Here is a 17112-nt window from a genome sequence, read left to right as displayed (position 1 = left end):
TGACAATATGATAGAATTAGGTGTTTGTTATAGATTTTTCCACATCATTTTCCGTAAAAAGAGGTTTCACAATGGCAAATAAATTCGTATCAGGTACGCTGATCCTGACCCTTTCCGGTTTTGTCGTCAAGGCGATCGGCAGTATCAACTGGATCATCCTTTCCCGTATCCTGGGGGGCGAAGGTATCGGTATTTACCAGATGGCTTTCCCTATTTATCTGCTCGCACTGGAAATATCCAGTGCCGGTATCCCCATCGCAATTTCTATCATCACCGCCGAAAAAGTGGCCCGTCTGGATTATAATGGCGCCCAGCGCATTTTCCGCGTTTCCCTGACCATGCTCTGTTCGACGGCGCTGTTTCTCAGTGTCCTCGTCTTTTTCGGTTCCCGGTTTCTCATCGATTATCATATCATCCGCGAAAGCCGTGCCTATTATTCGCTCATCGCCCTGGCACCGGCCATCTTCTTTACGACCATCATAGCCGGATACCGCGGGTATCTCCAGGGCTGGCAGCAGATGACGCCGACGGCACTCTCACAGATTGTCGAACAGCTCGTCCGCGTCGTGGTCATGCTCGGATTTGCCGCACTGCTGCTTCCTTACGGGCTTGATTATGCCGCTGGCGGTGCCAGTCTCGGTGCCGGTGCCGGCGGGGTAGCGGCATGGCTGGTCCTCATCTACTACTATCATAAACTGAAACGCCATCTGCCGACAGACGGGCCGGTCTTTCCTAAGGAAAGTATCCGTCACATCCTGAAACGGCTCATCATTCTGGCCGTCCCCATTTCTCTGGCCAGTATCATGCTTCCCGTCGTATCCAACCTGGACCTTTTGATCGTACCGCGACGCCTGGAAGTAGCCGGTTATCCGACCCATCAGGCAACGGAATTATTCGGGTATCTCACGGGCATGTCTGTACCGCTCATCAACCTTGCTACGATTCTCACGGCGGCCATGGCCATGAGCCTCGTACCGGCCATCAGCCATAGTTTCACCTTGGGTGACACGAAAGAAATTTACAACAAGACGTCCGGTGCCATGCGCATCGCCCTTCTGGTCACCATCCCATTTTCGGTCATGCTCTACGTACTGGCCGAACCGGTAGTCACCTTTATTTACAACGCGCCGGCTGCGACCGACGCTACGCGGGCCGTCGCCATTGCCATCTGCTTTCTCGGCGTTCACCAGATTACGACGGCTATCCTGCAGGGTCTTAAAAAACCAAAGATTCCGGTCATCAACATGGGTATTGCCTGCCTGGTCAAAGTGGCCTGCAACTGGTTCCTGGTCGCCATTCCTGCTCTGGGGATCACCGGTGCTTCTTATGCCACTGTCGCTGACATCGGCGTAGCAGCTGCCCTGAATCTGGTATTTATCTATCGCAAGACCGGTTATATCATCGATATCAAAACGGTCGTGCGCAACGTCATCTGCGCCGCCGTCATGGGGATTGCCATGTACTTCCTTTACGATGCCATCGGACATATCGGCCTGTTCCTCAGCCTGACGATTACGACAGTAGCCGGGTCTGCCATCTACATCGGCCTCATGGCTGCTACCGGCGGCGTCACCCGTGCCGACGCCCAGCGTCTTCCTTTCTTCGGCCGTTTCTTCTGATTTCAACCTGTCTCTATCATCTAAGAGCCCTCTCCGGAGCGGCTCTTTTTATATATGCGCCTGATGCATTTACGGGTAAAATATGGTACTATAGTAGGTAATTGAAATCTAACCCATCTATGAGGGAGGCCTATCTCATGCTGAAAATAGCACTCGCCCAGCTGAACGTTCATGCCGGCGATCCGCGCCGCAACGTGCAGTCCATGGAACGCTGCATATCCCAGGCAAAAGAGCAGCATTGCCACGTCATTGTATTTCCGGAATTATCCATCCCGGGATATCTCATCGGTGACCTGTGGGACCAGCCTGATTATATCCGCGAATGTGTCCGTTTAGGGGACCGGATCCGGGATCTGTCCGATTCGATTACCATCCTGTTTGGCAACGTCGCCTGCGACGAAAGCCGTATCAATCCCGATGGGCGTCAGCGCAAATATAATGCACTGTTTGTCGCTCAGAACAGACAGTTTATCGGGCCGGACCGTTCTCCTTATCCCTACTATATCAAGACGCTCCTGCCAAATTACCGTGAATTCAGTGACACCCGGTATTTCACCTCTCTGCTGCAGACGGCCCAGGAACGTCATGTATTCCCCGAAGACCTGACCTCCCCGGTTACGCTGACCTTCGCCGGCGGTCAGACACTGCGGATTGGGCCGCTCATCTGTGAAGACAGCTGGGATGACAACTATCCGTTTAAACCCATGCAATGCCTCCACGACAACTATTCTCTGGATCTGTTCATCAATATTTCCAACTCTCCCTTTACCCTCGGCAAAACCCAGCGCCGTCACCGTCTGTTCGGCAAGTCGATTGGTCAGCTCAACGTACCGGCACTATACGTCAATTGCACGGGCATCCAGAATAACGGCAAAAACGTCTATACCTTTGACGGGGCCAGCGGCGCCTATACCAAAGACGGATCCCTTCATTACGAATCTCCCCTCTTTAAAGAGGAACTGGCCGTTCTCGATTTTGATGAAACAACCCATGCCTTCGTCAGTCCGCAGAAACAGAATCCGCCTGATGAAGAAGTAGCCGATATCTATCACAGCCTTCATTACGGCATCCAGTCCTTCATGGAAAATGCCGGACTCAGCAAAGTCGTCCTCGGCGTTTCCGGTGGCATCGATTCGGCGGTCAATGCGGCGTTATATGCTTCCATCCTGCCAAAAGAGAATATTCTCCTTGTCAATATGCCCAGTGTCTACAACTCGTCTATGACCAAAGATCTGGCACAGCAGCTGGCTGATAATATCGGCTGTTACTACACGGTCATCCCCGTTCAGGAAAGTCTGGAACTGACGCGGAAGCAATTCCGGGAAGCAGTCCTCCTGCAGAAGGGCGAAGAGAAAGGCCATCTTCAGCTCACCAGTTTCATCGAAGAAAATATTCAGGCCCGGGACCGTTCCAGCCGTATCCTGGCGGCGGCAGCGGCGGCTTTCGGCGGTGTCTTTACGTGCAACGCCAATAAAGCCGAATCATCTGTCGGCTATGCGACACTCTATGGCGACCATGCCGGTTTCCTGGCCGCAACAGCCGATTTATGGAAACATCAGGTTTATGCGCTCGCCCGGTATCTGAACGATGTCGTATTCCAGCGGGAAGTCGTTCCCCAGGGCAGCATCGATATCGTTCCCAGTGCGGAATTATCGGCCAGCCAGGACATCACCAAAGGCCAGGGGGACCCCATCGTCTATCCCTATCACGATTACCTGTTCCGCGCCATGGTCGAACGGTGGCAGCGGGTCACGCCGGAAACCATCCTCACCTGGTATGCCGAAGGGACACTGGAAAAGCAGATTGGCTGCGCCGTCACCGTCCGGGATGTCTTCCCCACGGCCAAAGCCTTTATCGACGACCTGGAACGGTGGTGGCGCCTCCTGTCGGGCTTTGCCGTGGCAAAACGGATCCAGAGCCCGCCCGTCCTTTCCATCAGCCGTCGCTCCTTTGGCTACGACCTGCGGGAAGCCCAGCTGAAACCGTATTACACGACACGATATGAAGAACTGAAACAAACGTTGCTGAATCAGTAACTAAACCGGTATAAAACAAGGGACTGTCTCATGATGACATAAACCTTCATGAGACAGTCCCTTGCTCTTTATATTTTATAGCAGTCTGTAGTTTTTAGAATTTTTAAATGTTCAGGCAACATCTGTAAACTATAAACTTAAAAAGGAGCTGCCTTCATGAGACAGCTCCTTTTTTCGTGACGTCAGTAATCACTCACGGAATTATACATCCTGTATCCGCTGTACACCCTGAGGCTTCTTTTTCGAACGACGTCCGATATTTTCTACGATGACGAACAGCATCGGAATGAGGAATACGCCGAAGATGGTCGCAATGGATGTGCCAAAAACGACGGTGATGCCCATAGGCTTCCTATGAGTGTGTAATTAGTGGTAAGTGGTTAGCTGTTAGTTGCTTATTCCTTGTCTATCCGATATGGGATATAGTGTTTGATACTTTAGGGATACTGAAGAATACAGGAATGCTTCAGTGTACTAAAGGACAGCTAACTGAGTACATATGTATACTTAGTATAATTAGAGTTCCTTAGATACTTTAGTTTTCCTTTGTCTTCCCTTCCCCTCTACTATGTGGGACAATAAGCGACTTTCCTATATGTGGGACAATAAGATTTCTGGTATCCCAGAATCTACCATTTTTTATTCATTATATTCCGATTTTTATTCATATCGGTATTACCATACATCAGAGAGAAGATACCCCTGTCATCATCCATAGCTGTTTCCAGAAAGTCATCCAGTTGTTCATCCATTCCTACCTGCTCATCCCTATCCATGACTTCTAACCAATACGACACAGCCATTGTTAAGGAGTCCAGGCGGTCATCATGTGATAGTGAACCTTTGTCTCTGCTTAAGCGTGTCAGCTGATATATCAGAGAGTAATTCTGCCCTTTATTTTCATATATTATATAATCATCTTTTATAACTGACTCTGCTACTATCAACTTGTGTCTCATCATAACAGGCTCCAGTGTATCAATAATACGAGCTTCTTTCTGCTTAGTGTTCTTTACTTCTTGAATGGAGCATGGATGTATTTTGTTTAGTATAGGCTTGAATAACTGTGTAAACATGCCATCCCCGAAGTTAGCTTCTACGACAATCTCATTTACTCCATACACTTTTGCTTTATTTGCTAACTGTGTCAGTACAGAATCAGAGTATCCTTCTGAATAACCGCCCACTTCTACTACAAAAAGATATCCATTCAGGTATTTCACAATAGAGTAAGCAGTTTCATCTGTTCCCCTACCAGATGGGTCTATAGACATAACGGTACCTGTATATTTAGCTGTCTCCTTACTCCTACCAAACTCTCTATAGAAGTAATCACCTTTGACGGCTACACAAGGTAAGGAATTTAATCTGTACTCATAACTGCTTGCCCATGCCCACTTCAGTGAACTTTCATCCAAATCCACTTCTGAGACAATTAGGTCTTGTACTTTTAATGGATACTTTTCATAGTCAGACAAGTTAGTATTCAGTTTGAACTGTAAGGAAAACCCTGCCTTACCATAGGATAATCTACGTTCTTCAATTTCTTCTTCTGGGAATCGTTTAGGATCTGTTGGCTTGCCTGCGTATAGCTCCGGATTTCTATCATACGGTTCAGCAATAAAGGGAGCTAATTTGTCTCCATAGTATTCACGTTCCTCTGGTGTTTCCGGGTATACGATAGGGAATACAAAGACACCATAGCCACGATTCTGTAATTCATTATATAGCGACATCTCATTTTGAGGAGTTCCAAGGTATATAATCTTACTACTATCCCCCGGCTTTATAATAGCATCAAATTCTTTTACATCCTCGAATAGTTTGTCTCTACGGACCTGTGTACTAGAATTGTTTGGTATCTCTACGTCATCTGCAACCAATATGTCTGCACGGCTACCTGTTATCTGACCTGTAATACCAACGGATTTTACAGAAGGAGAAATATCAGGTATTGCTAAGCCAACATCAAAAAGGTTCTGTGTATTACGTTGCCCATCTCTAGGCTTAAGATCAGACAAAAAGTCTAATAAGTAAATGATACGCCGGATAAACACAGCATTAGCATCTGCTCTATCCTTACTGGCAGATACTATCAAGCATTTCAGCTGCGGGTTATTCCATAGACACCAAACAATATAAGCACAGGTAATAAATGACTTAGCTACACCACGGAATCCTTCTATAATGAATCGTTTCTGTGGGCATTTCATCAATAATGACGCTATGGCATATTGTATGCCTGTAGGCTCAGGGAGCGCAATCTCATCCCATAAAATGAACAGAAACTTACGAAAATCTTTCTTAGCGTCATCAATTTGTTTTTGTGTCCATTGTGTTAACAGTTAAATCATCATCCTCTCCAAAATCAGGTAATTCTTTCGTAATCTGTTTAACCAAAGGTGCTGTAGTTTCTGGTGTTGTCTTCAAATCATTGTCTTTTAAGAATTGTCTTACTTTAGCCAGGAATGCAGGATTTTGTCGTAATTCTTCATCCCGTATACCATCAAGTAGAGCCTGTACTTCTTCCTCTGCAAGTTTATCTAAAAGTTTAGGATCTATCTTCATTATTTCCTCACCCCTTTGCGAATTAAAAATAATAAAAGGCTCCATAGGTACTTACACCTAGATGGAGCCTTATGTGTCTCTATCCCCTTCCCAGTCGGTCTAGGGAATAATTTTAACGATATCTCTGTTCCTGTTTATATAGCTTTTGGGATTACACCCAAATCGGTATGGAAACAGAGGACATCTATCCAAAATACATTTCCGTACTTCTGCTGTGTCTCCACAACAACAATCTATACATTTCTCACGGATTGCCTTAGCCATTGATGGTTTCTCTACATTTTTCATACGTACTTTCATGTTTTTTCTCCTCTATCACGCTCCCAGAGCGTTTTTAGACACATAACACTATCCTCAGGACAAATTACTCATGGACAAAAATAACTTTTCTTATTTCACAACCAGACCAATCAGAAGACCACCTGCAACAGACCACGCCAGTTTATTTTGTCGTTCCTTCACTGCTAGTTTGTGCTTCAGGGAGTCCATTTGCTCTGTCAACGTCTTTAAAGATGTTTCTACTTCTTTCAATAAGTTCTCTGCTTTCTCTGAGCTTTTCTGTGCTAACAGCATTTGACTCTTGCAAGTCTCCAACTCGTTCCTCAGCTCTACCAACTGCTTCTTGTCCGTACTGGAGTTCTGTTCTAATATCTGCAAGTTCATCTCCAAGCTGTCTATGTTCATCTTCAATTCGTTGTATTGTGACAGTGTCATTGTGATTGTCTGCTGATTTGTCTGTGGATAGGTAGTTGTAGACGCAAAAGAGACAGAAGATAGCGAGGCAACCAATAATGCAGACAGCAACAATCTTTTCAGCATATTTGATTTTATCATCATTCATTTACAGCTCCTCATACCATTCATTCATATCAACATTAGTATCTCCAATATACTCCTTATCACTCCACTGCCAACCTGCTACATGCTTATCTGGATACGTCTGAGCAAACCCATTGTATCCACGATAATCTGCAATCCAATACGGTACATAATCAGCGAGCAAGTTCGGCTGAATGGAGTTTTCCATGTAGTCTGTAAACTTCAAGGAAGACGAGTAGATACCTGCTCTGAATCCAGCTTCATTACATTCTACGATAAAGGCTGAGCAGACTGCTGTTGTGTCTACACCTCCCGCAAAGCACTCAGGGGCTTCACAATCAAACCAGATACACATAGGCGGTGCAGGATATCCAGACAAAAGCATGATAGCTGTCTCTGCTTCCTCTCTGGCTCTTTCAGGTGTCGAAGCATGAGAATAGACATAGACACCCCACTTCAGACCGTGTTCAATACACTGTTCTACATGGTGTCTCCATGTTTCTTCTTCAGTACATCCTTCAGATATCTTGATAATGACACCCTCGACACCTGCATCAACTACTGCATCATAATCTATGTCTTTCTGCCAATAGGATACGTCAATAACTTTACTGGCCATTTAAATAACACCTCCATTAAAAAATGTGATAACTGAATAGTAGTAAAATAGTCATTATCCAACAACTCTGAAATATAATGATAACTTTTTCGTTAGCATCTACCTCTAAACTTACGAGCGTTAAGAGATACAAAATAAATTGAATAATACATAGGAATTGCCCAAAGTTAACCATTTAATTTAACCCCACGATTTAATAACAGTATAAAATAAACTAAGGATAATACATTGCAACCAAATAAAACAAAAAATAACTGTACAGGTATCTTTATCATTTACTCGTGTGTGAAGGACAGTAGCAACAATGAAACACAAAAAGCAAATGTTAAGTACAACAGAAATATCAATCATTTAAATAACACCACCTTTTATAAGGCATAAGAGAAAAAGGTACAAAATTAGAACGTACAACATCTATTTGTCCACATCCTTTTCCACATGTTTTTCTCTAGCAATCTGTGCCAAAGCATTTCGTATAAAATTAGGGATATATTGACCATACCCCAGTTTGTCTATGTTCTCTAAGATACTCATGGCCTCTACAATCGCATAGGCCCCGATGAACATCGTGCGGATCATATGCGTATGCATGGCACTGTCCAGTAAGACACCCAGACCAATGACTAAGAACATGACAGCTTTCTTACAAAGTCCTCTCGTAGCAATGGCACTCGCAAAGGAGTGTGATTTACAAGATGCAACCATGCCAGTCAGTATGTCTAAAGACACAAGAATGACAAGTGCTTGTATCTGGTCATCCACACCCCCTACAAGTGTATTGAACGCTAACCAGAGGATAGAAAAAAGACAGCCTATTTTAACTTCTGTGGCTGTCCATAAGTTCCATATTGTGTTAATCATATTAGTTAGCGAACCTCGTTTCATTTTTCATCGTCCTTTTACTTTTCTTTGAGTTTAGCATGATCAATACGAGCGTTAAGAAACATGATATATTTTTCCATACACTTAATTTGCTGTTGCATCAAGTATATTTCTGTTCCATCAAGGTTATCATAATGCTCGCCCACATATTTAATAAGTTTGTCCCATTTAGTTTCTAATTTCGCACGTTCATCCTGCATACGAATAATATAGTCTTTCATCTATCATTCTCCTATTACGTAATCACAAATGTAACCAAGGTTTTCTGAGGTATTTTGAGTGTTCTCAAGAACTCTTAAAATACCTCATCATAAGATTACCTACATTTATTATTCGCTTATTATCCGATCATCATGATATAAGACGTGCCTGGAATAAATTTATCTCTTAAATCCGGTGTGCCATTTGTCCCATCACATACATGCCATGCAAAATTAGGAGTATTTAAAGAAGGAATAATCGGGAATCCATTTGTATCTAGCTTTCCCTTGAATGCCACTATCATTCCTGTGGTCACAAGGAGATAAATAGGTTCCCATGTACCACTACCAGCTAAGAAACTAGTCTGTTGTCCTGCCAGTGGTTTTGGTACTATCCCGGCTAAGCCATCTTGTGTAGCTGTGGCCCCTGTGAAAGCATTCGAGACAACAGCGGATTCGGCTGCCTGTTTTGCACTCTCAGCTGCGTTTACCTCAGATATCTGAGCCGCATTCGCATAAGCACCTGCATTGTTTTCTGCCAAGAGTGCTTTCTCTGCGCTTACAGAAGAATTTTCTGCATTAATTCTACTATTCTCAGCATTTTTAGCGGCATTGCTCGCTTGTTCTATAGCAACAGCAACTTTTTCATCCATCGTGCTAGTAGCTGTAATCGCTTCCTGCGCTTTTGTCTTGCTATATAATGCCCAACTCCGGGAACTCTGTGTCTTCCCTGTCGTACTATCTGTGTCTGCCTGATTATCTGGTGAATCCGTAGACTCAGCCCACTTCTTAGCCGACTGATTAGATGTTTCAGAAGCACTGGCACTAGAAGCACTCTGGGAAGCTGATGTAGCCGCACTGGATGCACTGTTTTTCGCATTGGTCGCCTGTGTAGTCGCCTGTTCTACCAGTGCTGTATTCTGAGACACAAAGCCACCCTGTACCGTTTCCATGTAGTGCTTCGTTACAGCATCCTGTGGTTCTTTGGGGTCTGCAACATTTATAACACGTGCTCCCAGAGCATTAAAATTAACTCCATCTGGATACTTAGACATGCCATTGATGATTACATAGTCCTGGGATTCTTCAATCAGATGTAACTGCTGAACGTTTTCGAGCGTCATCTGTAAAGCTTTAATGAATGCACCATCAGACCATTCAATAATTCGAGATGTATTAGTTTGTCTATAAATTCGAATTGGTGTACCGTTAGCAGGTGCTTTCACGAACTCTACCTCTTTATCATTCACCGTGTAATCTGTAGGATAAGACAAAAGTGTGCCGTCTGTCCCCACAGAGACCTTAATAAACTGTTTATTAATATAATCAAATCCGAAATAAAATTTAGTAGTATTACCATCACCAATAAAAGATACACTTGCTTTTAAGTCTTGAGCCATAATGTGTTACCACCTTTCTCCATTCATAGGAATAATTTCTTTCTTTTTATTTTTGTCTCTTTTCATTTTCTGACTTTCTTTCATCTTTTCGTTCTGTTCTTTTACATCATTTGTCCCTGTAACATAATCTTTCAGCATCTGTACAGGATTGTTAGTCAGTCTCTTTTCCGGACGATTCTTAAAGTTATTTTCTACGGTTTGTCCTTTGTGGATATCAAGGAGTCCAGATAAAACTGCCTGTGTGCCAACAAATTTGTCTATCGGGAACATGTTAGCTACTGTTTTGGCATCATCTTGATATACTTCATGGTCTTTCACAAGGTCGTGCAAAGCACCCCATACACCACCAACTCCAGACACTATAGTATTAGCTGAACCAAAGGCAGGTAACTGATTGACATAATCGCCAATTCCCGTAGCCTGTCCTTGTCTATTTACAGTAGTACGTACAGTAGGAGCACCAGATATCATTTCGTACAAGTCGTTCCCATAAGATAATCCGGCTAACAAGGAACTTCTGGTAATACCTGCACGAGCAAAATTATCTGCCGTCAAGGTATCATCAAGATATTTTTGTCTTTCCTTTTCGTCTTTATATTTATAATTTGCATATACCTGTGTACGCAATGCCCAGATACCTGCACCTGCTACCCCTGAAGACAAGAGCTGTGTCATTGCTTCCCTGTCTGGTCTTTCCAAGGCTCTTGCTAAATGGGAATCCAAAGCCATTCGTGAGAAGTTCTTGAACTGAAACAGAATAGGCCACATACCTTTTTTAGCAAAGTAATTATCATTAGACAAATTAGGCTGTAAGATACCTCTCTGTACTGCTTGTGCTGACAATGCTCTCATGGAAACAAAGGCTTGATAGTCTTTCTCCTGCATTTCATGTATAGCCTTAAATACAGCATCTGGATCATCATGGTCTAAATTACCAAAGTACTTATTGATTGTGTCTTTGAATTTGTCTTCATCACGCACCCCGGCTTCCCTCATGAACCTATCAGAAAATATTTTCTTCCTTGTCTTACCCAGAACAGCCCAGTCCACCAAATCAGACATAACATCCGCTTCGCCCAAACTGACAGCCTTAGAAGTCCACGCGGACAATCTGTTTATCATGGAAGTCATATCAGAAGCATAGTCAGCCATAGTATTTGCCTTAGCCATTACCTTAGCTCTCAATCCTATACGCTCTACCTGTGGTGTGGTTAAGTCCATTGGATTCAAGAAATTGTAATGGGCGTAATCACTGGCTATACGCAGCTTCTTTATTTCATCCGGAGAAAGTGCAGTGTGTCTCATACCCTGTAAAACTTTGTCTAACCCAGGAATCATATGAGTTATGGCACGGCTACCAGTAACAGACATAAGCCCCATATTTTCATTTATCTGGTTAAGCCCCATGTTGAAGCCATTCATAGAATAGGAAAGTTTATTGAGTAAGCGTACCATACCTTTCATTGGGTCTTGTGCTTGCTTAGTTCCATAACGATACCCCATAAGTTTAGATACAATATAGTCAAATTCTTCCAAGCTTTCTTCTACCTTTGACCGATTGATAAGCCGCCTGTTTTCATTAGCACCTCGTAGTTCCCTATATATCTTGTCTCTGTAATCATCAAAGAACTTACCCATATCCGTTACACCAAAGGAGCGTAATGTAGCTTTAGCAGAACTACGGTCAGCTATTCGTTCCATGGTCTTAAAGATATCGTGGTCTCGCATACAATCATCAAAGGACCATAGGCCACCACCATTAGGAAGTTCTCTGGAAGAAATAGCAGCTGTGTCTACAGGGAATCTTCTCTGGTACTGTTCAAGCTTATTCATATGATTCAGATCACGTAACTCAATTCTGGAATTAGACAAATTTCTGTCTATGATACCATATGCCCAGTTATGAGCTTCTCTATTGATAAAATCATCTAAGGTTTCAGTAGCGAGCGCTTCTTCCTCTGCTTCTGTGATCTTCTTACCGGCTTTTCGTCTTGCTTCTATATCTGCTTCACGTTTAGCCAAGTCTTCTTTCCACATTCTTTCTAGTGCACTTCTGTCTGCATTTTCAGCTCCATATCTTTCCAACCATCTAATAGCATCATCAGTCGTGTCAAAGTGAGTAAGGAAGTCAGCTACTTTGTCTACATCAGCATTCCTGTAAAAACCTGTGTCTGGAATTACATCATCCAAAAGTCCGGCTTTATGTAGCATCCACTGTTCTTCCTTACGGAACTGTTCCGCCAACTTAACAGCTTCCTTAATTTCGTCCGGATACCCATCTATAACCTGACCTTTCTTAACTTTCGAATCATAGGCTTCCGTAAACAGTTTGCCAAATTTCTGCCTGACTTCTGTAGGAGTCCCAGGATTCTTGTTGAAAAAAGACACATACTGACTATACATCTGACCGAGATAATTCTGTAATTCTCTGCGTGCTATTGTCTTTCGTGTATTGAAGTCCAGAGTCATACCATCATTCAGTCTATCAGCATTTTGTCTTGTATCACCAAGCATCTTCCTACCAAAGTCACGGAGATGATTAGACACAGAGTTTGTAAAATGCCCATAGGTATTACCGAGATATTTACTATCCTGTAGTTTTCTGCCTATGTACTGCATCACTCTGCTCTTGAATGCTACCTGTGATTCTTTTTCCACTTCTCTAGGTGTTTTTGAACCAAACTCAGTATCTTTCTGGAAAGCTTCCTGTTCTTCCCTACTGATTATTCCGTCTTTCTTCAGTTCCGTAGGAGACACAGAGCGAGAAGCCACTGTCATATCTTCAAGTTCTGGTGCGTCCATACCGATAGAGTAAATATCTGGATGTACAATAGAATCATGAACAGGCGATTCTGGTCTAATGCGTGTACCATTGATTATGATGTCTCCAGACTCTTTGTACGTAACCCCAGTTTCTTGATACAGTATTTTCTTTAAGCTCCGTCTAACATCCTCATTAGTTACCTTTTCACCAGTATTCTTTTCGATTTGCAGACGGACGTTATTAGCTTTTTCAGAATCAGTAAGAGCTTCCATGGCATACTTAGCTTTTTCATCTACACTCTTTTCACCCTTCTTGTACAGAAAACCATTCCATGCTCCATCCGAGAAAGGTGTTTTCAGATACTTTTCAGTGGCCTTTCTTACCTGTCTACCAATATCTGGATTGTCTCTAGCTACCTGTAATAAATCAGACAGAGAAGCATCCTTATCCAATCCTGCTTTCCGTAACAAAGTGCTTGCTTTCCGTCCTACAAGGTCAGACACAGTTTTAGCCTGTTGTAATTTCGTTGTTGTCATTCTCACAGCTTTTTCCATTGCTTTACCTGTAGTTACTTTTCTACCTGTGAGTTCATCAAGCCCTTTAGCTATGTCTTCTTTAGAACGCAAAACTTCAGATACTGCTCTTTCTACAGGGGTATCATTATGTCTAAGAGCCACATTAGTTACCAAAGAAACATTATCTGCCATGTCCATTGCTCCCCTGACTGCCTGTTCTTCCTGCGCTTTTGTCTGAGCAATGAATTTCTGCATATTCTCCCCATCAAGCTTAGTGCCTGGAATATTCCGCATGGTCCTAAGCAAGCGAACACCTGCACCACCTGCCGCTCCGAGTAAGCCAGACACAGCATAGTTAGCTTCATTTATTCCGTGTCTTTCAGAAAGGAAGGAATCCGCCATATTAACTAATCCCTGTGTTGCCCCAGATTCTGCGATTTGATAGACACGTTTAGCTCCTATGTTCTCCAATGTCTTCAGGCCTAACTTAGAACCTACCTTAGCTACCATAGCACCTTCACCAACGAAAGGAATAAGATTCAGAGGGTCAAGGAGCATTCCAAGGCCACCACCAATAATGGAATGAATGCCCCAAGAAGTTTGCTCCGCTCTCTCAGCTCTATCTATATCTTCTTTCTTTGTCTTCAGAAATGCCCTGAATTGTGCTTCATTGTCGGAGTTAAGAAGTACTGACTGTTTTGCTACTTTATTATCCCCCAGTAAATCGTCCATTAACTTCAGGTCATCGTCAGAAGGTGTCCAGTTTTTCTCGTACCCTCTATTAACAGACTTTATCAAAGCAGACCGGATAGCAGATATAGTTCCATTTTCATACCACATATTCTGGAATGAATCAGACAACTTATCAAAGAAAGGCCTATTGTTTAACTCTGTATTATCTACCTTGTATATGTCCGGATTGATGAAAATAGGTAGTACGCTTGTTTGTTGTAACATGGGTCTGCTATTAGACACGGCTTTATCCATGCCACCAAAAGAAGGAACTGCACTACCTGAAGAATTTGCTATGGCATTTGCATATTCTAACTGAGAGGGATACCTGTCACCATTGAACCACTCTGGTGCATCTGAAATGACACCTGTCTCCATTGCCCTATCCGCTACACCAGAACCACCATAGTGTTCCAAAGCCATTAGGCGAGTATCCCCACCATATCTATCATACATTTCAGAAGTCTTAGCATACATTACAGCATCCTGCACATCTGGAGGTGCACTGGCAGGATCTATTCCTACATACTCTGGTGCTACACTGCTTGCATATGCATCCCATGTACCTTGACAGAACTGGTATGCCCCTGTACAACCAGAGCCAGATTCATTAGGTTTTGTATAATCCCCGCCCGACTCCTGCCCCTTGATAGCCATCATAAATTTTGCTATATCTTCCTTCTTGCTCATGAAATTCCACCACCTTTCTTACATCCAGAAATGATTACCACCATATACATACGACCGTTCATCTTCCTTAGTTTGTATAGCATTATCTCTTGCAGTATTATCTTCTTCCTTAGCGAGCTTCTCACTGGCAGGAATTTCATATGTCTGATTACCACTCTGTTCCAAGTTTGCTCTAGCTTCAGTGATAATACCGTTGTCACCCATTAAAGGATACGATACAATACCTGCCGAACTGGAGAAAGAAACTATAGATTGTCCATTAGCATTATTCGAACGATAAGACACAGTTACCACCGACGAGTCTACACCTGCACTTTCACAGTAATTCTTTAATTTACTACCAAGTACCCAGTAGAAAGCTGATCTACAGGTGTCTTCATCCGTGCCCCCTATATCACACAGTCGTGCTACTGATTTAGGAATAGGACAACCATTAAATGCATAATATTCAGAAGACAAACGATAATTAGTCTGCCGAATCGCTTCATCAACAGAGAAACCTTCTGCCCTGTATATGCGTGCGTAGTTTTTATAGGTATCATTAAAAGCTAATGAGTTAGGTTCTGTATATGAAAATCCTTCATATGAACTTCCATCAGCCAGGGAGGGTAAAGACATACCAGATACGCCATCCTGTACAGCATCCTTCATATCTTTGTCTATCTGCTCAAGCTTACTTTTGTCTCCTAATACATCTTTTACCTGTAAGTAAGTAGGAACACCCTGAGTGGCTACACACATGACACCGGCTTGTAAACTGGAATCAGAAACCATGTCGTTAAATAAACTGGGAGAACGCAAGTATAAATCAACGCATCGCTTTAAGGATGGTGTTAGTTCTTGATTGTCTATTGTCAGACTATTCAGACCTGCTGTAGCGTCATATTGCAATACCTTAGAAAAAGCTCCTTTATATGCCGGATGATAAGACAAACGCATCAGCTGAGACATAGCATTAGGATCATCAAAATTCAGACTCTCAATAGTTGAATCTATAGCAAGAATCATATCATTTTCATCTATACCAAGCGATTTTAATTGTGAAGCAGTAGTAACAACGCCATTTCCCATGGCATCTGTTGTCTGTCCATTCATAATAGCTGATAATTGTGCTTTTAGATTAATATTGCCAACAGCCGCTTTAGCCATAGCCTTAGCAGATGCAAGCTCAATCGCTCTTCTCTGTCTGTCCTCAGCTTCGATACTGGACAACTGCCCACTGACAAAACCAGAAGCAATTTGTCTATCTTCATCATCATCAAAACCATCTACTATTTCATATAGAGAACGTTTGTCTTTAGCTGTAGACACCTTATCATATATATCTCGTGTTCTCTGCATCCAGTGTGCCTTATTGGATTCATTGGCAAGGTCTTTATATTTGTCTATATCAATAAAATCACCTAAGCGTTGATTACCGTAGACAACAGCTTCCTTCAATTTAGATAATATATTGTAGTTACCTGTATTAGTAGCTATTGTCTTCATCATGTTGTCTAGTATCTGATAGTTCTTTGTCGGGTCACGCTCCTGTGTAGTGGTAAGAAGATTGCCAACTTGTGAGACAAAACTATTTTCCTCATCTTCTGACCATTTCCATCTATTGCGTGTATTTTCAGAGACAAAAGAAGATATGGCTTCAGAACGATTGATAGACATTTCTTCTTCTTTTTCTGTGATGAACTTACTCGCTACTTTACCAGTATTAACTACTCGTGATTCATACAGGCCATTATCCATAGCGTACTTATTGTTAACGTTTAGATTAGACAAATAGTCCTGAACATGTTCATTATAGAAATCATCGTAACTCTTAATCTCATCCTCAAGAGTACCTTTCAGACGTTCCTGAGAAGCATATGCATCATATCTCTTATGAATTTCAGAAGACACTTCCTGCCCTCTCAACTGGTCTATCAAAGCCAAGGCATATGGATTATCTTGCAAACCACCTATACCGGCTTTATTCAAAAGAGCGACACTATCAACAGTCAGCCGGGTATCATGATCTTCTTTACCATACAGGATAGGTACTACTTTGTCTGCAATATCCTTTTGTCTGGTATCATAATCCTGTCTGTATTTTTCTACTGCATTTTGTAGAACTCCCAAAGATTCTGCTAACTGTGCTCCTGCTGACTGTACATCTCTGGAGCGAATAGTATTTCCTAATCTAGGAGTTATAAGCTGTCTCTGATACGTGCTCTGGGGCTGTGGTGTGAACTGTCTGGCAGTACCTACAGCATTGCTAGTATTCGTATTTGCCAT

General features: G+C 42.8%; 12 protein-coding genes. 2 read left to right on the top strand and 10 right to left on the bottom strand.

Annotated elements, in window-relative coordinates:
* Positions 1-71 precede the first annotated feature (71 nt).
* Positions 72-1619, top strand: a complete 1548-nt coding sequence (locus tag DW949_RS02675) for a polysaccharide biosynthesis protein (RefSeq protein ID WP_118021744.1) — start codon at positions 72-74, stop codon at positions 1617-1619.
* 137 nt (positions 1620-1756) lie between these two features.
* Positions 1757-3655: an NAD(+) synthase gene (nadE, locus tag DW949_RS02670; RefSeq protein ID WP_118021743.1), complete on the top strand. Its 1899-nt coding sequence runs from the start codon at positions 1757-1759 to the stop codon at positions 3653-3655.
* Positions 3656-3856: 201 nt separating this feature from the next.
* Here nadE and DW949_RS13610 read toward each other — a convergent pair whose 3' ends face one another.
* From DW949_RS13610 to DW949_RS02625, 10 genes are all read right to left on the bottom strand, one after another.
* Positions 3857-4000, bottom strand: coding sequence for a hypothetical protein (locus tag DW949_RS13610; protein WP_158570620.1), 144 nt, complete (start codon positions 3998-4000; stop codon positions 3857-3859).
* A 284-nt stretch (positions 4001-4284) separates the two neighbouring features.
* Positions 4285-5973 (bottom strand): phage terminase large subunit, encoded by a 1689-nt coding sequence (gene terL, locus DW949_RS02665; RefSeq protein WP_255417791.1) that lies wholly within the window; start codon positions 5971-5973, stop codon positions 4285-4287.
* Entirely contained in the window at positions 5969-6268 is a 300-nt protein-coding gene (locus DW949_RS02660) for a hypothetical protein (protein ID WP_118021741.1), read from the bottom strand. Before DW949_RS02660 ends, terL begins: the two co-directional genes overlap by 5 nt.
* Positions 6269-6665: 397 nt before the next feature.
* Positions 6666-7064, bottom strand: coding sequence for a hypothetical protein (locus tag DW949_RS02655; protein WP_147349042.1), 399 nt, complete (start codon positions 7062-7064; stop codon positions 6666-6668).
* The gene (locus DW949_RS02650; protein WP_118021739.1) at positions 7065-7661 is read right to left on the bottom strand and encodes a GH25 family lysozyme; all 597 of its coding nucleotides are present in this window, start codon (positions 7659-7661) and stop codon (positions 7065-7067) included. It abuts the gene before it with no gap.
* A 414-nt stretch (positions 7662-8075) separates the two neighbouring features.
* Positions 8076-8546 carry a holin family protein gene (locus tag DW949_RS02645; protein ID WP_118021738.1) on the bottom strand — a complete coding sequence of 157 codons (471 nt, stop codon included), beginning with the start codon at positions 8544-8546 and terminating at the stop codon, positions 8076-8078.
* Between the two features lie 14 nt (positions 8547-8560).
* Positions 8561-8764 (bottom strand): hypothetical protein, encoded by a 204-nt coding sequence (locus tag DW949_RS02640; protein ID WP_118021737.1) that lies wholly within the window; start codon positions 8762-8764, stop codon positions 8561-8563.
* Positions 8765-8883: 119 nt separating this feature from the next.
* On the bottom strand, positions 8884-10143 hold the full coding sequence (locus tag DW949_RS02635) for a phage tail fiber protein (RefSeq protein WP_118021736.1): 1260 nt from the start codon (positions 10141-10143) through the stop codon (positions 8884-8886).
* Between the two features lie 6 nt (positions 10144-10149).
* Positions 10150-14844, bottom strand: coding sequence for a transglycosylase family protein (locus tag DW949_RS02630; protein ID WP_118021735.1), 4695 nt, complete (start codon positions 14842-14844; stop codon positions 10150-10152).
* A gap of 18 nt (positions 14845-14862) precedes the next feature.
* A complete protein-coding gene (locus tag DW949_RS02625; protein ID WP_118021734.1) occupies positions 14863-17112 on the bottom strand; it encodes a hypothetical protein in 2250 nt (749 codons plus the stop codon).

The sequence above is a fragment of the Megasphaera sp. AM44-1BH genome (assembly GCF_003467125.1).
Classification (GTDB): domain Bacteria; phylum Bacillota; class Negativicutes; order Veillonellales; family Megasphaeraceae; genus Megasphaera.
This window is presented reverse-complemented; position numbering and strand designations above follow the sequence as displayed.